This is a genomic window from Pandoraea eparura, from assembly GCF_902459725.1.
GTDB classification, from domain to species: Bacteria; Pseudomonadota; Gammaproteobacteria; order Burkholderiales; family Burkholderiaceae; genus Pandoraea; species Pandoraea eparura.
In genome coordinates, this window is sequence record NZ_CABPSH010000002.1 from 142,455 (window position 1) to 167,461 (window position 25,007).

A 25,007-nucleotide genomic window follows, 5' to 3' on the forward strand; every position below is an offset into this window, starting at 1 on the left:
GGACACTCGCCGGCACGCTGCCGGGTGTCCCCCGGCGAGCGCCGGCGGCTTCAATGCGTGTTGAGGATGGCGTGCTTGGCGGCCGCGTCGGCCTGGGGGTTGGAGGTGACGTTGGCGCTGCCGGCGACGGCCGGCGTCGTGGCGGCGATGATGCCGCCACCCAGACAGACCTCGCCGTCATACAAGACGGCCGACTGCCCCGGCGTGACCGCCCACTGTGCATCGGAGAACGACAGCGTGAGCGCGCCGGCGTCGGCGCGCTCCACTTCGCAAGCGGCATCGGCCTGGCGGTAGCGGGTCTTGGCGCCGCAGCGCGTGCCCTCGGCCGGCGGCTCGCCCGCGACCCACGACAGGTCTTCGGCATCGAGCGTGCCCGAGAGCAGCCACGGATGATCGTGGCCCTGAACGACGTACAGCGTGTTGCTCGCCATGTCCTTGCGCGCCACGAACCACGGCTCGCCGGAGCCGTCGCGGCTGCCCCCGAGACCGATACCCTTGCGCTGACCCAGCGTATAGAACGCCAGGCCCACGTGCTCACCCACGACGGTGCCGTCCGGCGTCTTCATCGGCCCCGGCTGGGTCGGCAGATAGCGATTGAGGAAGTCGCGAAACGGCCGCTCACCGATGAAGCAGATCCCGGTCGAGTCCTTCTTCTTTGCGTTCGGCAAGCCGATCTGGGCCGCGATCTCGCGCACCTTTGTCTTGGGCATGTCGCCGAGCGGGAACATCGTGCGCGAGAGCTGCTGCTGGTTCAGCCGGTGCAGGAAATAGCTCTGATCCTTGGTGTGATCGAATGCCTTGAGCAGCTCGAAGCGCCCTTCGCGCTCGCGCACGCGGGCGTAGTGACCGGTGGCGATGGTCTCGCCCCCCAGCGCCACGGCGTGATCGAGAAACGCCTTGAACTTGATCTCGGCGTTGCACAGCACGTCCGGATTGGGCGTGCGGCCCGCCGAATACTCGCGCAGGAACTCCGCGAACACGCGGTCCTTGTACTCGGCGGCAAAGTTTACGGCTTCGACGTCGATGCCGATCAGATCGGCGACCGAGACCACGTCGATCCAGTCCTGCCGGGTCGAACAGTATTCGCTGTCGTCGTCGTCTTCCCAGTTCTTCATGAACAGACCGACGACGTCGTAGCCTTGTTGTTTGAGCAGCCATGCCGTGACCGACGAATCCACGCCGCCCGACATGCCCACCACTACGCGTTTTTGACTCATGTGTTGCCTTGCCCGCCGGCGATCGCCGGATGGGTCAGAAGTAGGGCGAGGTCATAACGTACGCCCCGCAGATAATCGTCCATGCAGCGCTCGAGAATGGGCGACCGGTGCCGCGCGCGCTGGGCGCGCACGTCGTCCGGCGTCAGCCAGACGGTGCCGACAATGCCGTCGTCGAGCGTGCGCGACGCGTCGAAATCGCCCAGCGTGCCGGTGAACGCGAAGCGCAGATAAGCGATGTCGTCCGGGCCGGGGGCGAGATAGATGCCGAGCAGATGCTGCGGCACGAACCCATAGGCCGTCTCTTCCAGCACTTCACGGCGCACCGCGTCGACAATCGACTCACCCGGCTCGAGGTGACCGGCCGGTTGGTTGATCAACAGGCCCTCACGCTTTTGCTCTTCGACAAACAGAAAACGGCCATCGCGCTCGATGACCGCGGCAACCGTCACGTTGGGCTTCCAGCGTGCATTCATGGCACATCCTTGCAGGACACGGAACCCGATGGCCCCCATGGACCTTGGCGCGGCACGTCGGCCTGTGCGGTCGGTCCGGAACGTCACCCCGATAAAACCGACATTTTACCGTCTGGCGGGGTTTGGCGCTGACGACGGGCGGCCGTGGTGACCGTGGTGACCGTGGTGACCGTGGTGACCGTCGTGGCCGTGGTGGCCGTGGTGGCCGTGGTGGCCGTCGTGGCCGTGGCGGCCCAGATGACCGACCGGTCGGTCGGCCGCAATGGCGGATATCCGTGCCCATCGGCATATTCATATGCCGTTTCGTGCAATAGGCGCGTCTGTCATCTTCGGGTAAGCTTCCAGCACCAGCAATGTGCAGCATGCAGTGGCAGTACCGCATCACCGGTTTGTGCAGTAGTTCGTTTGCAGTGGTTTGTGCAGGACTAATGTCATCAGCGGCGAAACAGGTAATGCGCCTGCCCCGGCAGCGCACGCGCTGCGGCTCCTTGGCCGCTGATGAGATCAGTTCACAAACCCAAGGAGAGACGTAATGAGAATCGGCATCCCCGCCGAGACGCTTACCGGCGAATCCCGTGTCGCGGCCACGCCCGAGACGGTGAAGAAGCTGGTCGCGTCAGGACATCAGATCGTGGTCGGCCGCGGTGCAGGCGACGCCGCCAGCGTCCCCGACGCGGCCTTCGAGGCCGCCGGCGCTACACTGGGCAACGCCGCCGACGCGCTGGGCGCAGAACTCGTACTCAAGGTACGCGCCCCGTCGCCGGACGAACTCGCGCTCATCCCGCGTGGCAGTGTGGTGGTCGGCATGCTCAATCCGTTCGATGCCGAGAACAACGCGCGCATGGCGGCCGCTGGCATTACGGCGTTCGCCCTCGAAGCCGCGCCGCGAACCACCCGCGCGCAAAGCATGGACGTCTTGTCCTCGCAGGCCAACATCGCCGGCTACAAGGCCGTGATGCTTGCCGCCAATCTGTATCAGCGTTTCATGCCGATGCTCATGACAGCGGCCGGGACGGTCAAGGCCGCGCGTCTGGTCGTGCTGGGCGCCGGGGTCGCCGGGTTGCAGGCGATTGCCACGGCCAAGCGTCTCGGTGCCGTCATCGAAGCCTCGGACGTGCGTCCCGCCGTGCGCGAGCAGATCGAGTCGCTCGGCGCCAAGTTCATCGACGTGCCCTTCGAGACCGACGAGGAACGCGAGATCGCCAAGGGCGTGGGCGGTTATGCGCGTCCGATGCCCGCGGCTTGGCTCGCGCGTCAGGCGCAGCTCGTGCATACGCGTCTCACGCAAGCGGACATCGTCATCTCCACCGCGCTGATTCCGGGACGTGCCGCGCCCACGTTGATCGCCGAAGACACCGTCAAGGCCATGAAGCCCGGCTCGGTGATCATCGATCTGGCCGCAGGGCGCGGTGCGAACGGTGGTGGCAACTGCCCGCTGTCGGTGGCCGACGAGGTCGTCAAGGTGCATGGCGTGACGATTGCCGGCTACACCAACCTCGCGGGCATGGTGGCGGCCGACGCCTCCGCGCTATACGCACGTAACGTGCTCGACTTCCTGAAGCTGGTGATCGACAAGGAAGGCAAGCTCGTCATCGATACCAACGACGACATCGTTGCCGCGTGCCTGATGTGCCGCGACGGTCAAGTGCTGCGTGCGGCATAAGGGGGAGACACGACCATGGAAATGATCAATCACACGGTGATCAATCTGATCATCTTCGTGCTGGCGGTGTACGTCGGCTACCACGTGGTGTGGAACGTCACCCCGGCGCTGCACACGCCGCTCATGGCGGTAACGAACGCGATCTCGGCCATCGTGATCGTGGGCGCGATGCTCGCGGCGGGCCTGACCGAAGGTGCGCTCGGCAAGACGATGGGCGTCGTGGCCGTGGCGCTGGCCGCGGTGAACGTGTTCGGGGGCTTCCTCGTCACGCAACGCATGCTCGAAATGTTCAAGAAGAAAGACAAGCCGGCGAAGGCGGAAGGGGACAAGCAATGAGCATGAATCTCGTCACGCTGCTGTATCTGGTCGCGTCGATCTGTTTCATTCAGGCGCTCAAGGGGCTGTCGAATCCGAAGATGGCGCGGCGCGGCAACGCGTTCGGCATGATCGGGATGGCGATTGCGGCGCTCACCACGCTTGCGCTGATCTACGAACTGCGTCGTCTGATGGGCGGCGGCTATTCGGGCCTCGGGCTGATTCTCGCGGGCCTCGTGGTCGGCGGCGGCATCGGTGCGTTTGTCGCCCGCAAGGTCGAGATGACCAAGATGCCCGAACTGGTCGCGGCCATGCACTCGCTGATCGGTCTCGCGGCGGTGTGTATCGCGGTGGCCGCCGTGGCCGAGCCGGCCGCGTTCGGCATCGTGCCGGCCGGGGAAACGGTACTGCCGCCTGGCAACCGCATCGAACTATTCATCGGCACGTTCGTCGGTGCGATCACGTTCTCGGGGTCGGTCATCGCCTTCGGCAAGCTCTCGGGCAAGTACAAGTTCCGTCTGTTCCAGGGCGCGCCGGTCCAGTTCACGGGCCAGCACACGATCAACCTGCTGCTCGCCATCGCAATGCTCGGCTTCGGCGTCATCTTCTTCCTGTCGCAAAGCTGGCTGCCGTTCGTTCTGATGACGGCCATCGCGTTCGTGCTCGGCGTGCTCATCATCATCCCGATCGGCGGTGCCGACATGCCGGTCGTCGTGTCGATGCTGAACTCGTACTCGGGCTGGGCGGCCGCCGGGATCGGCTTCTCGCTGAACAACCCGATGCTCATCATCGCGGGCTCGCTCGTGGGGTCGTCAGGCGCAATCCTGTCGTACATCATGTGCAAAGCCATGAACCGCTCGTTCTTCAACGTGATTCTTGGCGGGTTCGGTGCGACACCCGGTGCCAGTGCGGCTGGTGGCGAGCAACAGCAACGTCCGGTGAAGTCGGGCTCGCCTGACGACGCGGCGTTCCTGATGAGCAACGCCGAATCGCTGGTGATCGTGCCGGGTTATGGTCTGGCCGTCGCCCGTGCGCAGCACGCGCTCAAGGAGTTGGCCGACAAGCTCTCCGAGAAAGGCGTGAATGTGCGCTACGCCATTCACCCGGTGGCCGGTCGCATGCCGGGTCACATGAACGTGCTGCTCGCCGAAGCCGAAGTGCCGTACGACCAGGTGCTCGAGATGGACGAGATCAACGGCGAATTCGGTCAGACCGACGTGGTGCTGGTGCTCGGTGCGAACGACGTGGTGAACCCGGCAGCGAAGAACGATCCGACTTCGCCGATCGCCGGCATGCCGATTCTCGAGGCGTACAAGGCCAAGACAATCATCGTCAACAAGCGTTCGATGGCCGCGGGCTATGCGGGGCTGGATAACGAGCTGTTCTATCTCGACAAGACCATGATGGTGTTCGGCGACGCGAAGAAGGTCGTCGAAGAGATGGTCAAGGCCGTCGAATAAGGCGACGCGCAGGCGTCACCGGCGAAGCGGGGCTGCATCGCACGGCAAGGCGCAGCCCCGCGCTACAATGCGCGCTTCTCATTGCCCGCTGGAATCGCGTCATGACGCTCGGTATCGTCGCTGCTCTGCATGAAGAAATCGCCGATCTGCTCGCCGAAATGGCCCCCGGGGCCCACGTCGAACACATCGGCATGCGCGACTACCATGTGGGCACGCTGCACGGACACGACTGTGTCATCGTGCTTGCACGCATCGGCAAGGTCGCGGCGGCGGCCACCACCACCGCACTTATCCACCGGTTCAACGTCGATGAAATCGTCTTCACCGGTTTGGCGGGCGGTCTCGCCCACGGGTTGTCCGCCGGCGACGTGGTGATAGCGGACACGTTCGTGCAGCACGACATGGACGCCAGCCCCCTCTTTCCTCGCTACGAAATCCCGCTGCTCGGCCGCGCCGCCTTCGACACCACACCCGCACTGCGCGACGCGCTCGCACAGGCCACGCGCGAATGGCTCGCCGATGAGATGGCGGCACAGGTGTCGTCCACGTTGCGCGACGAATTGCAGATGACCACGCCGCGCGTGCACATCGGCCAGATCGCGAGTGGCGACCGGTTCGTCTCAAGTGCGCAGGAAGTCGACCGCCTGCGCGCTGCGTTGCCCGAGGCACTCGCCGTGGAGATGGAAGGCGCGGCCGTGGCACAAGTGTGTCACGAGTACGGCATCCCATTCGCGGTCATGCGCACGCTCTCCGATGCGGCCGACGACGACGCCCACATCGACTTCGCACGATTTCTGCGCGACGTGGCCAGCCACTACTCGCACGGTATCCTCCGCCGCTTTCTGACGGCAAAGCCGGCGTAGGCAGGCGAGCACGCCATCGGCGGCGCCTCGCGGCATCCGCGCCGGAACACGGCGTGCGCATCACCCGCCCCGTTTCGACAATTCCGGCGTGCGATCTCGACATCGTGCGCCGGCATCCTTCCCGACAATGCCTCCTCTCACATTGTCGGAAGGAAAACTGTCGATGAACGTTGGAAACTGTCACGTCGCGCCAGGCACGGCGGCGCACCTGAATGCGTTGGCCCTCGAGCCGATCTATCGGTCGCTCAGTTGGAGCGACGTGGTTCAGATCCGGGCCCTCAATCCCAAATGCAATCCAACAAAAGAGGCGGTCGCACTCGCCGCCGAGCATCCGGATAGCGTGTTCGGACGCGAAATCGAGCCTTACATTGGCAAGACCCCCATCGGCGAGTTCGCACGCGATGCGCAACAGCGGCTTGCGCTGCGTCGGCTTGCGGTGCTGGAGGACCATGAGGTAACGGTAGACTTGCTCAGAGATGCCGGCCTGCCGGGGGCGATTGCCGTCGACCTCCTGCAACGACTGCTCGCGCGTCCGACGCAATGGACGATCTTCGAGCGACTCGTGTTGACGCCGAATCTCAACGCGTGGGCACGATCGGTGCTGGAGCGAGACGAGACCGTGCATGTGGCCGACGACGTCCTGACACTACGCATCCTGCAGGCTTTCGGTCATGACGTCGCCGTGCCGTGGTCGTTCGACGTCACCAACAAGTGGGTGTATTTCTACAGCGCGTCGACGAGTGAGACGGGAAGTCTCAGGGAACTGCTTGAAATGGCGACCATGGATCGGACGGACGACGACTGCGTGCGCGACGCCTGCCGCCGGGCGTATCAGGCGTTGGCGCACACGCATCACGGCACCACCGGGCAGGTCTGGCCGCATTGGGAGGTGCGTAATGGTCTCTGGGAGATATCTCCGGACCCGCGCGGTGCGACCTTCCGCGACGACATCGTGTCCCACCATCCTGTGACCTGCGAAACGGAGCGTTGGCTCAGGAACGTGACGCTGATCGGTTACCTCGACCTTGCGGGCCATCCTGCCCGCACCGGCCCCGACTACGACAGTGATCTATCCGACCCCGACAACCTGACGTTCGATCCGGCCCAAGCGCCCATCCAGCCGAGCGAGTTGCGGAACCGCCGTAAGGCGTCGCCGTCCCGGCGACGGGCAGTGCGCGTCGCGCCGCCGCCGATCTTATCGCTAAACTCATCGGCAAACGCATCGCTGGCCATATCCCCGGCCCGCGGTTATCGACTCACGGTTTCCTCCGACGATAGCCGGTAACCTCGCCCGATTCGCGTCGCTCGGAAAGCAAAAAGACCGGCAATCACCGGTCTTTTTTACTCTCGAGCAACGACGCGCTTACGCTTGCGGTGCGCTGTCTTCGCCCTTGCTTTCGCTATCGCCGCGCTTGCGCACCGAACCGGCGATCAGGTCGAAGCGGAACAAGCGGCATTCGAGCGCACCGTTGTACAGCGGCGTGCGGCGCGATTCGCGCAGACGCATCTGGCCCGGCAGGCTCATGTCGGCCGTCAGCAGATAGGCGCTCCAGCCCGTGAAGCGTTGCTTGAGGGCGTCGCCGAAGGCACGGAAGAACTCGGCATCCACGCCATCCGGCTGGTTACGCTGAAACCCGCCCCGATTGCCTTGCACTTCGGGAGAATAACGCTCGTCGTCATCACGACCGTCACGACCATCACGCGGCCCACGGCGCCCGCGCACTTCGATACGCTCGCCGTACGGCGGGTTCGCCACGATGATTCCCGGACGATCCACCGGCGGCGACATGTCACGTGCATCGACCTGCTTCAGGCCAATGTCGCCCACGCCCGCACGCTCCAGATTGGCACGCGCCTTGACCAGCATGTCGCCCGAAATATCGCTGCCGAAAATCGTTGACGGCACACCACGCACGCGGGCGTCGCGCTGCGCTTCGGCGGCCTGCACCTTCAGCGTCTGCCACGCCGTGATGTCGTAGCCCTTGAGCTTCTCGAAGCCGAAGCGTCGGCCCGCGCCCGCAGGCACGCCCAGGGCGATCTGTGCGGCCTCCGCGAGGAACGTGCCGCTGCCGCACATCGGGTCGTACAGCACCATGTCGGCGGCCGTATCGGTGCGCCAGCCGGCCAGTCGCAGAATGCCGGCGGCCAGATTCTCGCGCAACGGCGCGGCGCCCTTGTCCAGACGCCAACCGCGTTTGAACAGCGCTTCGCCCGACGTGTCGAGATAGAGCGTGGCGTCGGTCGCGGTCAGGAAGGCGAACACGCGAACATCAGGCTCCGACGTATCGATGTTCGGCCGCGCACCGGTCTTCTCGCGCAGACGGTCGCACACGGCGTCCTTGATGCGCAACGTAATGAACTCGAGGCTGCGCACCGGCGCCTTGATACCGGTGACATCCACACGCAGGGTCTGCTGATAGCCGAACCACTCTTCCCAGCGCTGACGCAGGGCGAATTCGTAGATGTCCTGTTCCGAGCGATAGCCCTGCTGGGCCACGCGCAGCAGGACACGGCTCGCGATGCGCGAATGCAGGTTGGCAGCCATGCCGGCCGCCCACGGACCGGCGAAATGCACGCCACCGGGCACCTGTTTGCCGACCGACACGGGGGCCAGACGCCCCAGTTCAGCCAGTTCGGCGGCAAGCGCCTCTTCCAGTCCGCGAGGACAGGGCGCGAAGAATTCGAAGGATGCCATTTCGATGCGTACGACCGGCACGCGAGGTGCCGGCGGAGGGAATAAACCGCTATTGTACGCGCGCCGACCCGGCAGGCGTCAGCGCCGCGCCGCCAGGGCAGGCGGCAAGTTTGTGCAACAGCGTCTCGACGATGGCATCGGGCGACTCGCGGATATCGATCACCAGCGCGTCGCGCGGCTCTTCGAGCGTATCGAACTGGCTTTGCAGCAGCGCGGGGTCGAAGAAATGCCCGCCGCGCGAGGCCAACCGCTCGCCGATGACCTCGGGGGCGCCCTTCAGGTAGACGAACACGACGTCGCCGTCGTGCTCGCCAAGCACGTCGCGATAGCGCGAGCGCAACGCCGAACACGCGAACACGTGATCACGTCCAGCCACACGACGTGCGACGATCGCCTCGCGAATCGCCGCCAGCCACGGGGCGCGGTCGTTATCGTCAAGCGCCTCACCGCGCCGCATCTTTTCGATGTTCGCGGCGCTGTGAAACGAATCCGCGTCCGAAAACCCGCAGCCCAGACGCTCGGCGAGCCGTTGCCCGACCGTGCTCTTGCCGCTGCCCGATACGCCCATTACCACGACGATCATGGCTCGCCTCCTTGTCACCTGCTGACTCGCGTCAGCGTATTGACGCTGTTGCACGCCCCGCATCGCGACCTCACACCACCGTGGCGAGGCCGAGCGTGAGCAACAACGCCACAACCGAAATGATCGTCTCGCAAACCGTCCAGGTCTTGAAGGTCTGCGGCACGGTCATGTTGAAATACTCCTTGACCAGCCAGAAGCCGCCGTCGTTGACGTGCGACAGGATCAGCGACCCCGCGCCCGTGGCCAGCACCATCAATTCCGGCTTCGCCGTGGCGCCGGCGGCCGCCGCGATCGGGGCAACGATGCCGCACGCCGTGGTCATCGCCACCGTGGCCGAGCCCGTCGCGATACGGATCAGCACCGCCACCAGCCAGCCCAGCAACAGCGGCGAGAGGTTGGCGTGCGTGGCCACATCGACGATCGCCTTCGACACGCCGCTGTCCATCAGAATACGCCCGAAACCACCGCCTGCCCCCACCACCAGGGTAATGGTGGCGATCGGCGCCAGACACTCGTTGGTGAACTTCAGAATCTGGTCGCGGTTGAAGCCACGCTGCTTGCCGAACGTGAAAAAGCTCACGAGCGTGGCAATCAGCAACGCCATCACCGAATTGCCGATCAGGCGCAGGAAATCGTTGGCGAACGTCTTCGGCGTGAAGAACAGGTCGGCCCAGCTACCGATGAGCATCAGGATCACCGGCAGCAGGATCGTGAACAGCGTAATGCCGAAGCCCGGCAGTTCGTTCGACGCACGGTCCTTTTCGACGAACTGCGCGAGCAGCGGATTGTCCGGATTGGGCACCACGTGGCGCGCCATGAGCTTCGCGAACAGCGGGCCGGCAATCGCCGCCGTCGGAATGCCGACGATCAGTGCGTACATGATGGTGTGACCGATGTCCGCGTTATAGGCCGTCACGGCCAGCAACGCGGCCGGGTGCGGCGGAATCAGACCGTGCACGACCGACAGGCCGGCCACCATCGGAATGCCCACGAGCACCATTGACGTGCCCGTGCGCTTGGCGACGTTGAACGCAATCGGAATCAACAGCACGAAACCGACTTCGAAGAACACCGGCAGACCGACGATGAACGCGATCACGACCATCGCCCAGTGCACGTTCTTCTCACCGAAAGCGCCGATGAGCGTGCGCGCAATGCGCTCGGCCCCGCCCGACTCGGCCATCATCTTGCCGAGCATCGTACCAAGCCCCACCACCAGCGCGATGTGCCCCAGCGTGTTGCCCACCCCCGTCTCGAACGCCTTGACGATACCGCCCATCGGCATGCCCACCGCCAGCCCGAGCACGAGCGAGACGACGATCAACGTGATGAACGGATTCAGTTTGAAGCGCGCGATCAGCACAATCAGCGCGATTACCGCGACTAGCGCGTACACCAGCAGCAAGTTGCCTTGCACCGCGACCATGGGGGGGTCTCCTCGTTTGGCTAGATGGGCGAATGCCCGAAGGGCTTGCGCCCGATTATTGGAATTGTGGGATGTGATGCGTTGCTTCGATGAAACCGGCCTTGCCTCGCCTAGCGGCGCGGCAAGGCACTCGCCGCACGCGCAAGACGGGTAATGCCGTCCCAATCCTTCGCGTCCACGAGCGCCTTGGGCGTCAACCACGAACCGCCCACGCACACCACGTTCGGCTGCGAGAGATACGACGGCGCCGACTCGGCGCTGATACCGCCCGTCGGACAGAAGCGCACGTGCCGGAACGGCCCGTACAGCGCCTTGAGCATCGGCACGCCCCCCGACGGTTCGGCCGGGAAAAACTTCACCATGTCGTAGCCGTCGGCGAGCGCGGCGAGAATGTCGGACGGCGTCACCACGCCCGGCAGCAGCGGCAGCCCTGCCGCCTTGGCCGCCGCGCCCAGCGCGCTCGTGTAGCCCGGCGAGACGCCGAAGCGCGCGCCGGCCGCCACGGCCTGCGCCATTTCTTCCGGGCGCGTGAGCGTGCCCACGCCGACAATCAGTTCGTCGGACAGCCCCGCCACATGGCGAATGACGTCCATCGCCGCCGGGGTGCGCAGTGTGATTTCGAGTACCCGCACGCCGCCCGCGAGCAACGCGCGAGAGACCTGCTCGCCCTGCTCGACGCTGTCGAACTGGAGCACCGGAACCACGGGGCCGGCACGAACGATGTCATTGATGTCCATTACGTTTTCCTTGAATGCTGCGACGTGACCGGCACGTCACTCAGAACCGAAGAACACGGATGCGCCGGCTTCAGCCGCGCCCACGGCCGCGCGCATGTGACCGAAAAGCAGACGCCCGGTGTCGTCGCCCGAGGCCGGCACCTCAACCGTCTCGCGCGCCGCCCATGCCTGCGGGGACACCTCGGCGTGCAGCATGCCGGCGTTCGCGTCGAGCACAATCAGATCGCCGTCGCGCACCCGCGCCAGCGGCCCACCGCCCGCCGCTTCGGGCGACACGTGAATCACGGCGGGCACCTTGCCCGAGGCGCCGGACATCCGGCCATCGGTCACGAGCGCCACGGCAAACCCTTCGTCCTGCAAGACACCGAGCAGCGGTGTGAGGCGATGCAGCTCGGGCATGCCATTGGCGCGCGGGCCCTGGCCGCGCAGCACCACGACCACGTCGCGGCGCAATTCGCCGGCGTCGAACGCGGCCTGCACCGCTTCCTGCGACGAAAATACGCGTGCCGTTGCGGCCACGCGCCGATGTTCCGGCTTGACCGCCGACACCTTGATGACGCCGCGCCCCAGATTGCCGTGCATGAGCCGCAACCCGCCATCGGGCGCGAACGCTTCGGCATGGCCGCGCAGGACGTCACGATCACCACTGTAGGCGCTACCGGCGCGCCACGCCAGTCCGTCGGGCGAGAGCCACGGTTCGGCGCGGTAGCGTGCGAGGCCCGGACCGGCCACGGTCTTGACGTCGCCGTGCAGCAGGCCGGCGTCGAGCAATTCGCCGATCAGGAAACCCATGCCGCCTGCCGCATGGAAATGGTTCACGTCGGCCTTGCCGTTCGGATAGACGCGTGCCATGAGCGGCACCACCGCCGACAAGGCGTCGAAATCATCCCAATCGATGACGACGCCCGCCGCGCGGGCCATCGCCACGAGGTGGAGCGTGTGATTGGTGGAGCCGCCCGTGGCCAGCAGGCCGACGATGCCGTTGACGACGGCACGCTCGTCGACCACGTGGCCGATGGGGGTGTAGTCGGGCGTGTCGGCGCCGATGGCCAGCACGCGCGCCAGCGCAGCATCGGTCAGCGCGTCGCGCAACGGCGTATGCGGATGCACGAAGGCCGCGCCCGGCAGATGCAGGCCCATGATTTCCATCAGGAGCTGATTGCTGTTGGCCGTGCCGTAGAACGTGCAGGTGCCCGCGCCGTGATAGGCCTGGGATTCGGCTTCGAGCAGCGCCTCGCGGCCGACCTTGCCGGTGGCATACGCCTGGCGGATCTTCGCCTTCTCGTCGTTCGACAAGCCGCTCGCCATCGGACCGGCCGGCACGAAAATCGTCGGCAGATGACCGAACTGCAACGCGCCGATCACGAGGCCCGGCACAATCTTGTCGCACACGCCAAGCATCAGCGCGGCGTCGAACATGTTGTGCGAGAGCGCGATGGCCGTGCTCATGGCGATGATCTCGCGCGAGAACAGAGACAGTTCCATGCCCGCGTTGCCTTGCGTAACGCCGTCGCACATCGCCGGCACACCGCCCGCGACCTGCGCCGTGGCGCCGAGCTTGCGCGCGGCCTCGCGCAGTCGCGCCGGATACGACTCGTACGGCTGATGCGCCGAGAGCATGTCGTTGTAGGCCGTGACGACGCCGACGTTCGGGCGACGCTGTTCGCGCAGGACGAGCTTGTCGTTGGCCGGCATGGCGGCGAAACCGTGCGCGAGATTGGCGCAGGACAGCGCACCGCGCTGCGGGAAGCGGCCGGCGCTCGCGTCGATGCGGGCCAGGTACGCCGCACGCGTGTCGCGGCTGCGCGCGGCAATGCGCGCCGTGACAGCCATTACGGTCGGGTGCAGGGGCTTCGTTTGCTCAGACATCATGCCGGGGGACAGAATTTGCGACGCACCCAGGGCAGGTGCGATTCGGAGCGGAGTTTAGTAGAAATTCTACATCGCATCAATCGAAAGACGTCGGCATCCGGGCTTGTACCTATTAATTTCCAGTAGTTACGCGAATTATTGCCGTATTGAGAAATACAAACCCATAATGCGGAATGATGAATTTCTGTAGTTTTTGTACATTCTCATCGGATCTCGCCCACGCCGATACCGGCTTCGGCCCGATAGCGCCGGGGCCGGCGGGTGCTATAGTGGGCGCCTGCTTTTGTCGATGCCTGCCATGCTGAACCGAATCGAAGCCACGCTGACCCAATTGCGCCCGTCCGAGCGCAAGCTCGCGACCTATGTGCTGGACGCACCGCGCGAAGTCGTCGATCTGTCGATGAACGAACTCGCCGAGCGCGCCAACGTCAGTCAGCCGACGATCGCGCGGTTCTGTCAGGCGGTGGGATGCAGCGGTTATCGCGAGTTCAAGATCCGGCTGGCGCAGGGCATCGCGCAAGGGGTGCCATTCGTACACCGCGACGTCCGACCCGACGAGCCGGTGCCGGGCATCGCCAGCAAGGTGCTCGACCGCACCATCGGCAGCCTCATGCAGGTTCGCAACAACCTCTCGCCCGACAGCATCGGGCAAGCCATCGAACTGCTCGCCGGGGCACGGCGCATCGAGTTCTACGGCGCGGGGGCATCGGGGATTGCCGCACAGGACATGCAGCACAAGTTCTTCCGGCTCGGGGTGCCGGCCGTGGCGTACAGCGACCCGCACGTCTACGGGATGTCGGCCGCGCTGCTGCGCCAAGGAGATGTGGTGGTGGCGATCTCCAACACCGGACGCACACAGGATCTGCTCGAAGCCGTCCAGTTGGCGCGCACGGCCGGCGCGAGCGTGATTGCGATCACGCACAGCAACTCGCCGCTGGCGCGGCAGGCAAGCGTGGCGCTCTTCGCCGACGTCGACGAAGACACCGATGTCTACTCGCCGCTGACCTCGCGTATCGCGCACCTCGCCATCGGCGACGTACTCGCCGTGGGCATGGCGCTGCGTCTGGGCGATCGCCTGCCTGCACAACTCGCCCGCGCGAAGGAAGTCATCAACCGCCGCAGGACGACGAACGAGGGGCGATAGCCACTGCGATCGCCCATCCCCGTCGTCTCACGCATCTCACGCATCTCACGCTGCACAGGCGCCTCACGCTCACGTCGCTCACGTCGCTTACGCGCTCCGCGCCCTCGCTCTCGCGCGCGCTTTCAGCGTGGCTGCGCCTGCGGATTGACCGCGTTGCGCAGCGGTTTGCCGGTCAGCGCGGCGATCAGGTTGTCCGCCGCGCACGCGGCCATGGCATGGCGCGTCTCGTGCGTTGCCGAGCCGATATGCGGCAGCGCGACCACTTGCTTCATCTTCAGCAACGGCGAATCGACCGACACCGGCTCGCGCTCGAACACATCGAGCCCCGCCCCGCGCAGATGGCCCGACGCCAGCGCATCGATCAGCGCCGCCTCGTCGATCACCTTGCCGCGTGCCGCGTTGATGAAGATCGCGCCCGGCTTCATCTGCGCGAACTCCTTTTCCCCGAGCAACCGTTCAGTCGCCGGCGACAACGGCACCAGCGTCACGACGAAATCGGCTTGCGCCAACAACGCCGGCAGCGTGCAATGCTGCGCGCCATACGCCTGCTCGGCGGCTTCGTTGCGCGAACGATTGCTGTACAGCACCTTCATGCCAAAACCGAGTGCGGCGCGACGTGCGACCGCGCCACCGATGCGGCCCATGCCGACGATGCCGAGCGTCTTGCCTTGGACGTCGGTACCGAAATGCGCCTCGTCGAGACTCGCCGTCCAACCGCCGGACTTCACCAGCTCAGCCAGTTCGACCACGCGCCGGGCACTCGACAGAATCAGCGCAAAGACAGTGTCCGCCGTGGTTTCCGTCAACACATCGGGGGTATTCATCAGCACGATGCCGCGACGCGTGAGATCCGCCACGTCGAACTGATCGTAGCCCACGGAAATGGTGGCCCAGGCCTTGAGCCTGGGCGCCGCGTCCAGCAACGCGGGCGTGACGTTCATGCCCCCGCCGACGGCGCCCTCGGCGCGGCCCAGCGCCGCCAGGAATGCCGCACGATTGCCCTCGTTCACGCCGTCGAATTCCGCCAGCGTGAAGGCCTCGGCCAACCGCGCGCGCACGTCTGGCGGCACATTCTTGTACAACACCACTTCCGGACGACTCATCCGCTTCACTCCTTCGAGGATTGCCGCTGCCAGCACGCGCGGGCAGCGGGCGACATGATCGGTTTGCCGGGTCAGCGCCGAGCGCCCTGCGCGTCGGCAAAAGCCCGTTCGAGAAAATCGAGACGGTCCTGGCCCCAGTAGGGCTGGTCGTCGAACACGAACCACGGCGCGCCAAAGACGCCGGCGCGTTCGGCTTCGTCGGTATTGGCGTCATAGGCCGCCTGCACGCCAGACGTCTTCGACGCCGCGAGCAGCGATGCGCCGTCGAGCGCCAGGCTGTCGGCGATGGCCAGCAACGTCGCCTCGTCGGCGATGTTGCGCTCCTCGGCCCACAGCGCCTTCGAAATGGCCGCCGTCAGCGCGAGCGCCTTATCCGTGCCATGCGCGAGCTGCGCGGCGACGATCAACCGCGCCGCCGGATCGCCGGCCACCGGGAAGCACTTCGGTTCCAGGTTGAGTGGCAGGCCGAGATATCGGGACCAGCGCGCCAGCTCAACCAGACGATACGCTTGGCGCTGCGGCGCACGCTTGGCCAGCGGCAGGCCGCCCGAGCCGGCAAAGATGCGGCCGATATCCATCGGCTTCAACTGGATCTGCACGTCATAGCGACGTGCCAGCTCGACAAAGCGGGCGTGCCCCAGGTAGACATAGGGCGACGGCGGCGCCACGAAATAATCACAGGTCAGACTCACGGCAGACTCCTTTCGGCTATCGGGGGTTGGCGTCGGTGGGCGCTGGACGGTGCGGCGGCCAATGCGGGCAATGCGTGACGACGTGCGTGAATGATGGCCCGGCCCGTCAGAACGGCTTGACGACCACGAGGATCACCGCCGCAAGCAGCGCCAGCACCGGGAATTCGTTGAAATAGCGATACCAGCGATGTGAATGGGTGTTGCGTCCGGTTTCGAACTTTCGCAACAAGCGGCCGCACGCATGGTGGTACCCGAGCAGCAACACCACGACGAGCAGCTTGGCGTGCAACCAGCCGCCGTAACGTCCGATCCCGTAGTACAGCCAAAGGATCAGTCCGAAAGCGAGCGCGGGCACCGCCAATATCGTCATGAAGCGATAGAGCTTGCGGGCCATGAGCAGCAAACGCTGCGTGGCGGCGGGATCGCTCTCCATCGCGAGGTTGACGAAGATGCGCGGCAGATAGAACAGGCCGGCGAACCACGAGGCAACGAAAACGATATGAAGCGCTTTGATCCAGAGCATCGGGGACGGGCGGCCCGCACGCAGGCCATCGAATATTTTGAACAGCAAGCAATGTACAACAATCCGTCGCGTCGCGAAGGGCAACGTGCTGCGCGCTCAGGCTCTGGCACCGCGACAAATCGACGCGACGCGGCCTGCGGCGTCATCGTGCGTCGGGTTGTGATCCGTTGGCGTGCGGCGTCATCGCGTCTCGCCCGACGAAACACGACTTGGGCGACGCGTTCTCGCGGGTGTGCCAGAATACGGGCCATATTGGCGTCTTCGCCCCGCATCGGTCGGCTCCCCGATCATTGGCCCCTGCATGAGAATTCTTGGCATCGACCCCGGGCTGCGTGTCACGGGCTTCGGCGTGCTCGAAAAGCACGGCAACCGTCTGCAATATGTGACGAGCGGCGTCATCCGCACCGGCGAAGGCACGCTGCCCGCGCGGCTGCGCATCATCTTCGAGAGCGTGGCGGAACTGGTCGACACGTACCGGCCCGATCAGGCCGCCATCGAGAAGGTGTTCGTCAACGTCAATCCGCAATCCACGCTGCTGCTCGGACAAGCGCGCGGGGCGGCGATCACAGCGCTGTCTGTCGGCGGCCTCGAGGTCTTCGAATACACGCCGATGCAGCTCAAGCAGGCGGTGGTCGGCTACGGACGCGCCCGTAAGGAGCAGGTCCAGGAGATGGTCACGCGCCTGCTCACGCTCACGGGCACGCCGGGCAAGGATGCGGCCGACGCGCTGGGCGTCGCCATCTGCCATGCGCACAGCGGCGAGACCTACTCGGCACTGGCCGGCGTCGCCCCGACCCTTGCGGCCAAGGGCCTGCGCGTGCGGCGCGGCCGCCTGGTCGGCTGAGCGGCATCTCCGCGGTTGCGGTTGCCATCACGGTCATCGTCGTACGTCGCGGTATACCGTGCTGCCTCACCCCGGCGAGCGACGTCCGAAGCGCTACAATGCAGCCATGATCGAAACCGACAAACTCGCCGCCGAGCGCATCATTGCGCCGACCCCTGCCTCGCCTAACGAAGAAGCCTTCGAGCGCGCGCTGCGTCCCAAGCTGCTCGACGAATACGTCGGCCAGCGCAAGGTACGCGGCCAGTTGGAAATCTTCATCGAGGCGGCGCGCAAGCGCTCGGAACCGCTCGACCACGTGCTGCTCTTCGGCCCGCCGGGCCTGGGCAAGACGACGCTCGCCCACATCATCGCCCGCGAAATGGGTGTGCATCTGCGCCAGACGTCGGGCCCCGTGCTCGAGCGTCCGGGCGACCTCGCCGCGCTGCTGACCAATCTCGAAGCCAACGACGTGCTGTTCATCGACGAAATCCACCGGCTCTCGCCGGTCGTCGAGGAAATCCTGTACCCGGCGCTCGAGGACTATCAGATTGACATCATGATCGGCGAAGGCCCGGCCGCGCGCAGCGTCAAGCTCGATCTGCAACCGTTTACGCTCGTGGGCGCGACCACGCGCGCCGGCATGCTGACGAATCCGCTGCGCGACCGCTTCGGGATCGTGGCACGCCTGGAGTTCTATACGGCCGAAGAACTGGCGGGCATCGTGCGCCGCTCGGCCGGCCTGCTCGGCGCGGCCATCGTCGACGACGGCGCCTTTGAGATCGCCCGTCGCGCACGCGGCACGCCGCGTATCGCCAACCGGTTGTTGCGACGTGTACGCGACTACGCCGAAGTGAAGGCCGACGGGCGCATTACCGCCGCCGTGGCCGACGCCGCGCTCTCGATGCTCGACGTCGATGCGGTCGGCCTGGACGTGATGGACCGCAAGCTGCTCGAAGCGGTGCTCCACAAGTTCGACGGCGGGCCGGTGGGGGTCGACAACCTCGCCGCCGCCATCGGCGAAGAGCGCGACACCATTGAAGACGTGATCGAGCCTTACCTGATTCAGCAGGGTTTCCTGCAACGCACGCCTCGCGGACGCGTCGCGACGCTCGCGGCGTATCGTCACTTCGGCCTGGCGGCACCCGGCGGTGCGCCGGACAGCGGCTCGCTCTGGTCGCCCGACGCCCCCGGCAAGTGATACCGGCCGCGATGCCCACGATGCCCACGTCGCACTCGTCGCGCACGTTACCCTCGTTGCCCACGCCGACCAAGTCGCGCTCGTCGCTTTCCTCCCTCGCCTTGCGCTGAGCCTCGCATGTCTTCGCACGACGACCTCCCGACACCGCCCCCGGCAACACCCCTGCGGCCTGCCGGGCCGGTCGTGGGCGTGTCTGGACGTGTGCGGCACGCCATCGCCATGCGGCTGGTGAGCCTGACCTCCGGCCCCGGCGCACCGCGTCTGAACTACGACACCCCGGCCGGCGACCCCGGCCTGTTCGGCCCGGACGCCGCCTGCTGGCACGTGCACGGCGACTTCACGTCGATGATGATCGGCGGCATCAGCGCGCTGCTGATGCAGTCGTTGCACCCGCTCGCGATGGCCGGGGTCTGGGACCACTCGACCTTCCGGCAGGACGTGATCGGCCGTCTGCGCCGTACGGCAACCTTCATCGGCGGCACGACGTTCGGCAATACGGCCGACGCGCAGGCGCTGCTTGAACGGGTGCGGCGCATCCACCTGCAGGTCAAGGGCACCGCCCCCGACGGGCGCCCCTACGCGGCGTACGATCCCGATCTGCTGACGTGGGTACATGTGGCCGAGACGTCGAGCTTCCTGCGCAGCTATCTCGTCTACAAGGATCCGGCGTTCGACCGAAGCGAGCAGGATCGCTATTACGCGGAAGTCTCACGCATTGCCGTGGCGCTCGGCGCTCGCGACGTGCCGACGAGTGTCGCGCAGATCGACGACTATCTCGCCGCCATGCGCCCGGCGTTGTGCGCGAGCGAGCGCACCGACGAAGTCGTGCGCGTATTGCGCAATCTGCCCGCGCCGTTCACGGGCGCGCGCCTGTTCAGCGGCGTGTTGTTTCGCGCAGGCATCGATCTGCTGCCCGACTGGGCGCAAGCGATGCTTGGCTTCGAGGAGGGGGCGACGGTGCGCCGCCTGACGGTGCGGCCCGCCGTGCGTCACATGGCGCAGGTCGCCCGTTGGTCGATGCGCAACAGCGTGGCGCACCGCGCGCGACGCCGTGCATTGGCGACGCCCGATGTCGCGATCGTGCAGTCGTCGCTGGAACGCTAGGCGCACCTGCGTCACGGCCCTTAGCGGACTTAGCGGACTTAGCGGACTCAGCGGACCCAGCGGACTTAGCTGCCCTACCCGCCAACGCCCTTACCCGAGCGGCCAGCTTGTCACACCACCCGCGGATCGACGCGGTCTATGGCGGCAGCGCCGTCCGGCCGGTCGTTGCTTTCGTCACGCACGGCGGCGTCCAGATGCGTGACATCCCCCCAACACAGCACGTGCCAGCGCTGGCCATCGAAGGCCAGGCGGTTCACGCTCGCATTGAGCAGCGGATACGCCCGCGGCTCGGTCAGGGCAAGCCGCGTTGCGAGCCGATAACAGCAATCGAGCACACCGCCGTGCGCCACCAGCGCCAGATGCTGACCCGCATGGTCGCGCAGCAGTTGCGCGACGGACTCGGTGATACGCGTGTAGAAGCCGCGCGTGGACTCACCGCCGGGAATCACGAAATCAGGATCGCGGCTCTGCCAGCGCGCATAGTCCTGCGGAAATTCTGCCTGGATCTCGTCGGGCACACGCGTTTCGAAGACCCCGTAGTGACGCTCCCGCAGACTCGCCGTGCGCACCAGCGGCAAGCCGCACGCGCGAGCGACGGGCACGGCCGTCTGCACCGCGCGTTGCAAGTCGCTCGTGAGCACCTGATCGAACACGCGCCCGCGCGCCGCCACCTCGCGCGCGATACGCTGCCCCAACAAGACCGCCTGATGCTCGCCCTCGGTCGACAGCGGGATATCGGTGTGCCCTTGAATCCGTTTGGCGCGGTTCCAGTCAGTCTCGCCGTGGCGAATCAAAGTCAGGGTAGTGGTCATGCCAGTCATCGATGCCGTTGCGTGTTGCACGTTACGTGAGCCGAAGCGTATGCGCTGAAGCGAATGAGTTAACTCGAATGAATCATCGCGAATGAAGCATCGCGGGTGAGTCCAAGTTAGTGGGCCGCAGGCGCCGCCGGCTCAGGTCAGCGCCGGATTGAGCGTGTAGGTGCCGGTCACGCGCGCCTGCCCGAGCACATGCGGCTGGATCGCCGCAAGGACGTCGTCGCCCCCGAAGCGGCCGTCGAGCGGCACACGGGCGATATCGAGCGCGTACACGGTGAAGTGGTAATGGTGCACGATCGTGTCGTTCCACGGCGGGCACGGGCCGTCGTAGCCGTAGTAATCGCCGCGCATCGTCTCGTCGCCCGCAAACCAGGCGGTGTAGTCGTTGATGCCGTGACGCATGCCATCGAGCGCGTCCGGGCCGAACTTGCCGCGCGGCGTGACGTGGTTGCTGTGGCTGGCCGCCGGGATCTCGGACACCGACGCCGGCACGTCGACGAGCACCCAGTGGTAGAAATCGACGCGCGGCAGATTCGCCGGCACTTGGCGCCCCTCCTGGTTGACGTCGTCGCCCTGGCTCGGCACATCGCTGTCGGTGCAGATCACGACAAACGAGCGCGTACCCGCGGGTACATCGGACCACGCCAGATGGGGATTCTTGTTCTGCGACAGCGCCACGTGCGCCTGTGCATCCGGTTTGCCGAAGGCGAACTGTTCATCTATCGCCGCATTATCGGCAAACGAGTCACTCCAGACTTTCATCGGTTTCTCCCAAGCATTGTCGTTTCGGAACTCGACGACGGTATCACACCGATGCGAATCGCGTGCGGGCGCGCGCGCACATCCGGACGATTCCGAGCAATTTTCGGGATAAGACCTGGTCGGAGACGGTAGGGCCAGCGGGAGCAAAAGATGACACGCGACGCCGAAGCGCCGCCATGGCCCCGCCACGCATGTCAGTTGGCGTGCGCACGCGTCTGAAGCCAGAACGTGACGGGTCCGTCGTTCACGAGCGAGACGCGCATGTAGGCGCCGAATTCGCCGGTTTCCACGATCGGATGGCGCGCACGCGCCTGCGTCACGAAATGGTCGAAGAGCCGCTTGCCGTCGGCCGGACTGGCCGCCGGGGTGAAGCTCGGCCGGGTACCGCTGTTGGTGTCGGCCGCCAGCGTGAACTGCGAGACGAGCAACAAACCACCGGGCGCGCCGTTGCCGTCGAGGCTCGACACGCTGCGGTTCATCTTGCCGGCCTCGTCCGAGAACACGCGATAGCCGAGCAGCTTCGCGAGCAGTTTGTCCGCGCTCGCTTCGGTGTCGCCGCGCTCGGCGCACACCAGGGCGAGCAGGCCAGGCCCGATGGCGCCCACCGTGCGGCCGTCGACCGTCACGGCGGCTTCGAGCACGCGCTGGATGAGCGCAATCATCGCGCGACCGGCGATCCGACGGTGGCGCTCACGCGAGCGTCACGCGCGCGAAGCGGCGCTTGCCGACTTGCACGACATAAGTACCGGCGTCGATCTTCGCGCCCTTGTCGGACACGGCCTCGCCGTCGATCCGCACGCCACCCTGCTCGATGTTGCGGTTGGCTTCGGACGTCGACGGCACCAGGCCAGCCTGTTTGAGGAGCTGCGCGATCCCCAGCGGCGCGCCGTCGAGGGAAACTTCCGGAATGTCGTCCGGCACGCCGCCCTTGGCCCGCGCGTTGAAATCCTCGAGCGCGCGCTCGGCGTCGGCCTGCGAATGGAAACGGGCCACGATCTCCTGCGCGAGCAACACCTTCACGTCGCGCGGATTGCGCCCGCCCTCGACGTCCTTGTGCAATTGCGCGATCTCTTCGAGCGAACGGAACGAGAGCAGTTCGTAATAACGCCACATCAGGTCGTCCGAGATACTCATGAGCTTGCCGAACATCTCGCTCGGCTTCTCGCTGATGCCCACGTAATTGCCCTTGGACTTCGACATCTTCTCGACGCCGTCCAACCCTTCGAGCAGCGGCATCGTCAGAATGCACTGCGGCTCCTGACCGTATTGCTTCTGCAGCTCACGGCCCACGAGCAGGTTGAACTTCTGGTCGGTGCCGCCGAGTTCCAGGTCCGACTCCAGGGCCACCGAGTCGTAGCCTTGCATGAGCGGGTAGAGGAATTCGTGGATGGCGATGGGCACGCCGCCCTGGAAGCGCTTGGTGAAGTCCTCACGCTCGAGCATGCGCGCCATGGTGTAGCGCGACGCAAGCTTGATCATGCCGTCTGCGCCCAACTTCATCGACCATTCACTGTTGTAGCGAATTTCGGTCTTATTGCGGTCGAGCACCAGCGCGGCCTGCTCGAAATAGGTCTTGGCGTTCGACTCGATCTGCTCACGGGTGAGCGGCGGACGCGTGCTGTTGCGGCCCGACGGATCGCCGATCAGCGACGTGAAATCACCAATCAGGAAGATGACCGTATGCCCCAGATCCTGCAACTGGCGCATCTTGTTGAGCACCACGGTGTGGCCGATGTGGATGTCCGGTGCAGTCGGATCCAGACCCAGCTTGATGCGCAGCGGCTTGCCGGTCGCTTCGCTGCGCGCCAGCTTCTGGAGGAACTCCTCTTCCACGAGCAGCTCGTCGCAACCGCGCTTGGCAATCGCCAGCGCAGCCCGCGCGGCGTCAGTCACGGGATACTTCTTTTCCGAGGTAAGTGCGTGTTCACTTGTCATAACATCGTTGTCCGGACTGGTTCAGGGTTTCCCTTGAGCAGTCAGTAAAGGCGGAGGCCGCGGCGGCTCTGCTATAATCGCGGCTCGATTCTCGGCTCGGGCCGAAGCAACGCCGGGTTGCCCCGGAATTCCGGCAGGCAATCTCGAAGCGTGTCGCTTCGCCCGGGCTTTTTTGTAAGTTGCGCAGAATTTTACGTGATGTGGCCAAAACTCCGTGATTTTTTTGCGCGTGAACTGCTGACCCTGATCGATCCCACCCAGCCCAAGCACCGTCGCAGGAAGGTGCAAATCGTGGCAACGGTTGGTTCGACCCTGACGTTGGGCATGGTGACTGCTTTCGGCGTGGCACCGATGGTGCCCGACGCGGCCCGTATCGGGGCGAGCGTGACGCTACCGCTCACCTTCCCCGACCTGACCAAACAGATCCAGCAGCTCGACGCGCAATCCCAGACCTTTATTCATCAGGTGGCCCTGCGCCGCGGCGAAACCCTTGGCGACATGCTCTCGCGGCTGTCGATCCAGGACCCCGCGGCCGAGCGGTTCATTCGCGATAACGCCGTCGCCCGGCGTCTGATCGGCGTGCCCGCGGGCAATGTCGTGCAGGCCGAGACCGACGACGACGGCAAGCTCGTCTCGCTCTCCACCGTGCTCTCGAACGGCAGCACCGCGGCCCAGCAACTGGTGATCGATCGCAACGATGCCGGTCGCTTGCGCGCCCGTATGGAGCAGCTCGCCAACGATACCGAATGGGCCATGCGCTCGGGGGCCATCGCAGGCAATTTCTTCACCGCGATGGACGACGCGGGCGTGCCCGATGCCGTCGTCGCGCAGATGGTGAACATCTTCTCCGGGGTGATCAACTTCCAGCGCGACGTGCGCCGCGGCGATCGATTCCGCCTCGTGTACGAGGTGATCAAGCAGCAGGACCGCACCGTTCGCACCGGCCGCGTGCTGGCCATCGAGTTCATCAATCAGGGCAAGACGCACCAGGCCATCTGGTACGCCGATCCGAAGGGCTCGCCCGAGGGCGCGTATTACGGCTTCGATGGCCGCAACCTGAAGCAGGCGTTCCTGCGCACGCCGGTCGAGTTTTCGCGAATTTCGTCGGCCTTCGGTGGTCGCGAGCATCCGTTCCAGCACAAGTGGAAGAAGCACGAGGGCGTGGATCTGGCGGCGCCTATCGGTACGCGCGTGTTTGCGGCGGGCGACGGCGTGGTCAAGTTCGTCGGCAAGCAAAACGGCTACGGCAACCTGGTCGAAATCGATCACGCGGGCAATTACCAGACGCGTTACGCCCACCTGTCCGCCTTCGGCCAGGGCATGAAGGCCGGCACGCGTGTCACGCAAGGGCAAGTCATCGGCTTCGTCGGCCAGACGGGCTGGGCTACCGGCCCGCACCTGCACTACGAGCTGCGTTTCAAGGGGGTGCCGCGCAACCCGTTCTCGACCGACGTGGCGGCCGTCGCGCCGCTCTCGGGCTCGCGCCTGAAGCTGTTCGACATGTACGCCGAGAACCTCCTCAAGCGCATCGACCTGATGCGCACCGTGCAGGTCGCCGAGCGCGATTAAGGTATGCTGGAGACCGCGCCGTGCGGGTCGAT

Annotated in this window: 24 protein-coding genes; 10 read left to right on the forward strand and 14 right to left on the reverse strand. The window is 65.6% G+C overall.

Annotated features, from left to right (window positions below):
- Positions 1-50 precede the first annotated feature (50 nt).
- Together mnmA and PEP31012_RS04750 are read right to left on the reverse strand one after the other, a co-directional pair.
- On the reverse strand, positions 51-1,217 hold the full coding sequence (mnmA, locus tag PEP31012_RS04745) for a tRNA 2-thiouridine(34) synthase MnmA (RefSeq protein WP_150588207.1): 1,167 nt from the start codon (positions 1,215-1,217) through the stop codon (positions 51-53).
- Entirely contained in the window at positions 1,214-1,690 is a 477-nt protein-coding gene (locus PEP31012_RS04750) for an NUDIX hydrolase (protein WP_150588208.1), read from the reverse strand. Before PEP31012_RS04750 ends, mnmA begins: the two co-directional genes overlap by 4 nt.
- A gap of 532 nt (positions 1,691-2,222) precedes the next feature.
- Here PEP31012_RS04750 and PEP31012_RS04760 point away from each other — a divergent pair.
- From PEP31012_RS04760 to PEP31012_RS04780, 5 genes are all read left to right on the forward strand, one after another.
- Positions 2,223-3,353 (forward strand): Re/Si-specific NAD(P)(+) transhydrogenase subunit alpha, encoded by a 1,131-nt coding sequence (locus PEP31012_RS04760; RefSeq protein WP_150588209.1) that lies wholly within the window; start codon positions 2,223-2,225, stop codon positions 3,351-3,353.
- A gap of 15 nt (positions 3,354-3,368) precedes the next feature.
- A complete protein-coding gene (locus PEP31012_RS04765) occupies positions 3,369-3,689 on the forward strand; it encodes an NAD(P) transhydrogenase subunit alpha part 2 (protein ID WP_150588210.1) in 321 nt (106 codons plus the stop codon).
- Positions 3,686-5,128, forward strand: a complete 1,443-nt coding sequence (locus tag PEP31012_RS04770) for an NAD(P)(+) transhydrogenase (Re/Si-specific) subunit beta (protein ID WP_150588211.1) — start codon at positions 3,686-3,688, stop codon at positions 5,126-5,128. Before PEP31012_RS04765 ends, PEP31012_RS04770 begins: the two co-directional genes overlap by 4 nt.
- A gap of 101 nt (positions 5,129-5,229) precedes the next feature.
- On the forward strand, positions 5,230-5,991 hold the full coding sequence (locus PEP31012_RS04775) for a 5'-methylthioadenosine/adenosylhomocysteine nucleosidase (protein ID WP_150588212.1): 762 nt from the start codon (positions 5,230-5,232) through the stop codon (positions 5,989-5,991).
- Between the two features lie 163 nt (positions 5,992-6,154).
- Positions 6,155-7,276, forward strand: coding sequence for a hypothetical protein (locus PEP31012_RS04780; RefSeq protein WP_150588213.1), 1,122 nt, complete (start codon positions 6,155-6,157; stop codon positions 7,274-7,276).
- A 78-nt stretch (positions 7,277-7,354) separates the two neighbouring features.
- Here the strand turns inward: PEP31012_RS04780 and PEP31012_RS04785 are convergent, their stop codons facing one another.
- The 5 genes from PEP31012_RS04785 to edd form a co-directional block, all read right to left on the reverse strand.
- On the reverse strand, positions 7,355-8,686 hold the full coding sequence (locus PEP31012_RS04785) for a THUMP domain-containing class I SAM-dependent RNA methyltransferase (RefSeq protein ID WP_150588214.1): 1,332 nt from the start codon (positions 8,684-8,686) through the stop codon (positions 7,355-7,357).
- Between the two features lie 49 nt (positions 8,687-8,735).
- Positions 8,736-9,269 carry a gluconokinase gene (locus tag PEP31012_RS04790; RefSeq protein WP_150588215.1) on the reverse strand — a complete coding sequence of 178 codons (534 nt, stop codon included), beginning with the start codon at positions 9,267-9,269 and terminating at the stop codon, positions 8,736-8,738.
- Between the two features lie 70 nt (positions 9,270-9,339).
- Complete coding sequence (locus PEP31012_RS04795; RefSeq protein ID WP_150588216.1) at positions 9,340-10,695, reverse strand: GntP family permease; 1,356 nt, start codon at positions 10,693-10,695, stop codon at positions 9,340-9,342.
- Positions 10,696-10,805: 110 nt separating this feature from the next.
- Positions 10,806-11,432, reverse strand: coding sequence for a bifunctional 4-hydroxy-2-oxoglutarate aldolase/2-dehydro-3-deoxy-phosphogluconate aldolase (eda, locus tag PEP31012_RS04800; RefSeq protein ID WP_150588217.1), 627 nt, complete (start codon positions 11,430-11,432; stop codon positions 10,806-10,808).
- A gap of 36 nt (positions 11,433-11,468) precedes the next feature.
- Complete coding sequence (gene edd, locus PEP31012_RS04805) at positions 11,469-13,301, reverse strand: phosphogluconate dehydratase (RefSeq protein WP_174978155.1); 1,833 nt, start codon at positions 13,299-13,301, stop codon at positions 11,469-11,471.
- A gap of 301 nt (positions 13,302-13,602) precedes the next feature.
- On the opposite strand from edd, the gene PEP31012_RS04810 reads away from it, so the two are divergent.
- Positions 13,603-14,448: a MurR/RpiR family transcriptional regulator gene (locus PEP31012_RS04810; RefSeq protein ID WP_150588218.1), complete on the forward strand. Its 846-nt coding sequence runs from the start codon at positions 13,603-13,605 to the stop codon at positions 14,446-14,448.
- Between the two features lie 122 nt (positions 14,449-14,570).
- Here PEP31012_RS04810 and PEP31012_RS04815 read toward each other — a convergent pair whose 3' ends face one another.
- The 3 genes from PEP31012_RS04815 to PEP31012_RS04825 form a co-directional block, all read right to left on the reverse strand.
- On the reverse strand, positions 14,571-15,551 hold the full coding sequence (locus PEP31012_RS04815; RefSeq protein ID WP_150588219.1) for an NAD(P)-dependent oxidoreductase: 981 nt from the start codon (positions 15,549-15,551) through the stop codon (positions 14,571-14,573).
- A 71-nt stretch (positions 15,552-15,622) separates the two neighbouring features.
- Positions 15,623-16,243, reverse strand: coding sequence for a 2-hydroxychromene-2-carboxylate isomerase (locus tag PEP31012_RS04820; RefSeq protein WP_150588220.1), 621 nt, complete (start codon positions 16,241-16,243; stop codon positions 15,623-15,625).
- 106 nt (positions 16,244-16,349) lie between these two features.
- A complete protein-coding gene (locus PEP31012_RS04825) occupies positions 16,350-16,766 on the reverse strand; it encodes a CopD family protein (RefSeq protein WP_150588221.1) in 417 nt (138 codons plus the stop codon).
- A gap of 301 nt (positions 16,767-17,067) precedes the next feature.
- Here PEP31012_RS04825 and ruvC point away from each other — a divergent pair, with 301 nt between their 5' ends.
- The 3 genes from ruvC to PEP31012_RS04840 all read left to right on the forward strand — a co-directional run bounded on the left by ruvC (position 17,068) and on the right by PEP31012_RS04840 (position 19,891).
- The gene (gene ruvC / locus PEP31012_RS04830) at positions 17,068-17,610 is read left to right on the forward strand and encodes a crossover junction endodeoxyribonuclease RuvC (RefSeq protein WP_017235658.1); all 543 of its coding nucleotides are present in this window, start codon (positions 17,068-17,070) and stop codon (positions 17,608-17,610) included.
- A gap of 106 nt (positions 17,611-17,716) precedes the next feature.
- Positions 17,717-18,787 (forward strand): Holliday junction branch migration DNA helicase RuvB, encoded by a 1,071-nt coding sequence (gene ruvB / locus PEP31012_RS04835; protein ID WP_150588222.1) that lies wholly within the window; start codon positions 17,717-17,719, stop codon positions 18,785-18,787.
- A gap of 117 nt (positions 18,788-18,904) precedes the next feature.
- Positions 18,905-19,891 carry an oxygenase MpaB family protein gene (locus PEP31012_RS04840; RefSeq protein WP_425494923.1) on the forward strand — a complete coding sequence of 329 codons (987 nt, stop codon included), beginning with the start codon at positions 18,905-18,907 and terminating at the stop codon, positions 19,889-19,891.
- A 110-nt stretch (positions 19,892-20,001) separates the two neighbouring features.
- Here the strand turns inward: PEP31012_RS04840 and PEP31012_RS04845 are convergent, their stop codons facing one another.
- The 4 genes from PEP31012_RS04845 to tyrS form a co-directional block, all read right to left on the reverse strand.
- Complete coding sequence (locus PEP31012_RS04845) at positions 20,002-20,703, reverse strand: histidine phosphatase family protein (protein ID WP_150588223.1); 702 nt, start codon at positions 20,701-20,703, stop codon at positions 20,002-20,004.
- 141 nt (positions 20,704-20,844) lie between these two features.
- Positions 20,845-21,471, reverse strand: a complete 627-nt coding sequence (locus PEP31012_RS04850; RefSeq protein ID WP_150588224.1) for a YbhB/YbcL family Raf kinase inhibitor-like protein — start codon at positions 21,469-21,471, stop codon at positions 20,845-20,847.
- Positions 21,472-21,665: 194 nt separating this feature from the next.
- Positions 21,666-22,133 (reverse strand): D-aminoacyl-tRNA deacylase, encoded by a 468-nt coding sequence (gene dtd / locus PEP31012_RS04855; RefSeq protein WP_150588225.1) that lies wholly within the window; start codon positions 22,131-22,133, stop codon positions 21,666-21,668.
- A gap of 28 nt (positions 22,134-22,161) precedes the next feature.
- On the reverse strand, positions 22,162-23,406 hold the full coding sequence (gene tyrS / locus PEP31012_RS04860; protein ID WP_150588226.1) for a tyrosine--tRNA ligase: 1,245 nt from the start codon (positions 23,404-23,406) through the stop codon (positions 22,162-22,164).
- Positions 23,407-23,604: 198 nt separating this feature from the next.
- On the opposite strand from tyrS, the gene PEP31012_RS04865 reads away from it, so the two are divergent.
- Positions 23,605-24,975 (forward strand): M23 family metallopeptidase, encoded by a 1,371-nt coding sequence (locus tag PEP31012_RS04865; protein WP_150588227.1) that lies wholly within the window; start codon positions 23,605-23,607, stop codon positions 24,973-24,975.
- Positions 24,976-25,007: the final 32 nt, after the last annotated feature.

What these genes read in the sequence shown, in the direction of transcription:
- PEP31012_RS04775 (WP_150588212.1), top strand. Translation starts at nt 5,230, where the DNA reads ATGACGCTCGGTATCGTCGCTGCTCTGCATGAAGAAATCGCCGATCTG.
- PEP31012_RS04750 (WP_150588208.1), bottom strand. Translation starts at nt 1,690, where the DNA reads ATGAATGCACGCTGGAAGCCCAACGTGACGGTTGCCGCGGTCATCGAG.
- PEP31012_RS04760 (WP_150588209.1), top strand. Translation starts at nt 2,223, where the DNA reads ATGAGAATCGGCATCCCCGCCGAGACGCTTACCGGCGAATCCCGTGTC.
- mnmA (WP_150588207.1), bottom strand. Translation starts at nt 1,217, where the DNA reads ATGAGTCAAAAACGCGTAGTGGTGGGCATGTCGGGCGGCGTGGATTCG.
- PEP31012_RS04810 (WP_150588218.1), top strand. Translation starts at nt 13,603, where the DNA reads ATGCTGAACCGAATCGAAGCCACGCTGACCCAATTGCGCCCGTCCGAG.
- PEP31012_RS04790 (WP_150588215.1), bottom strand. Translation starts at nt 9,269, where the DNA reads ATGATCGTCGTGGTAATGGGCGTATCGGGCAGCGGCAAGAGCACGGTC.
- ruvB (WP_150588222.1), top strand. Translation starts at nt 17,717, where the DNA reads ATGATCGAAACCGACAAACTCGCCGCCGAGCGCATCATTGCGCCGACC.
- ruvC (WP_017235658.1), top strand. Translation starts at nt 17,068, where the DNA reads ATGAGAATTCTTGGCATCGACCCCGGGCTGCGTGTCACGGGCTTCGGC.
- PEP31012_RS04865 (WP_150588227.1), top strand. Translation starts at nt 23,605, where the DNA reads ATGTGGCCAAAACTCCGTGATTTTTTTGCGCGTGAACTGCTGACCCTG.
- PEP31012_RS04815 (WP_150588219.1), bottom strand. Translation starts at nt 15,551, where the DNA reads ATGAGTCGTCCGGAAGTGGTGTTGTACAAGAATGTGCCGCCAGACGTG.
- PEP31012_RS04765 (WP_150588210.1), top strand. Translation starts at nt 3,369, where the DNA reads ATGGAAATGATCAATCACACGGTGATCAATCTGATCATCTTCGTGCTG.
- PEP31012_RS04840 (WP_425494923.1), top strand. Translation starts at nt 18,905, where the DNA reads ATGTCTTCGCACGACGACCTCCCGACACCGCCCCCGGCAACACCCCTG.
- PEP31012_RS04780 (WP_150588213.1), top strand. Translation starts at nt 6,155, where the DNA reads ATGAACGTTGGAAACTGTCACGTCGCGCCAGGCACGGCGGCGCACCTG.
- tyrS (WP_150588226.1), bottom strand. Translation starts at nt 23,406, where the DNA reads ATGACAAGTGAACACGCACTTACCTCGGAAAAGAAGTATCCCGTGACT.
- edd (WP_174978155.1), bottom strand. Translation starts at nt 13,301, where the DNA reads ATGTCTGAGCAAACGAAGCCCCTGCACCCGACCGTAATGGCTGTCACG.
- PEP31012_RS04825 (WP_150588221.1), bottom strand. Translation starts at nt 16,766, where the DNA reads ATGCTCTGGATCAAAGCGCTTCATATCGTTTTCGTTGCCTCGTGGTTC.
- eda (WP_150588217.1), bottom strand. Translation starts at nt 11,432, where the DNA reads ATGGACATCAATGACATCGTTCGTGCCGGCCCCGTGGTTCCGGTGCTC.
- PEP31012_RS04850 (WP_150588224.1), bottom strand. Translation starts at nt 21,471, where the DNA reads ATGAAAGTCTGGAGTGACTCGTTTGCCGATAATGCGGCGATAGATGAA.
- PEP31012_RS04795 (WP_150588216.1), bottom strand. Translation starts at nt 10,695, where the DNA reads ATGGTCGCGGTGCAAGGCAACTTGCTGCTGGTGTACGCGCTAGTCGCG.
- PEP31012_RS04785 (WP_150588214.1), bottom strand. Translation starts at nt 8,686, where the DNA reads ATGGCATCCTTCGAATTCTTCGCGCCCTGTCCTCGCGGACTGGAAGAG.
- dtd (WP_150588225.1), bottom strand. Translation starts at nt 22,133, where the DNA reads ATGATTGCGCTCATCCAGCGCGTGCTCGAAGCCGCCGTGACGGTCGAC.
- PEP31012_RS04770 (WP_150588211.1), top strand. Translation starts at nt 3,686, where the DNA reads ATGAGCATGAATCTCGTCACGCTGCTGTATCTGGTCGCGTCGATCTGT.
- PEP31012_RS04845 (WP_150588223.1), bottom strand. Translation starts at nt 20,703, where the DNA reads ATGACCACTACCCTGACTTTGATTCGCCACGGCGAGACTGACTGGAAC.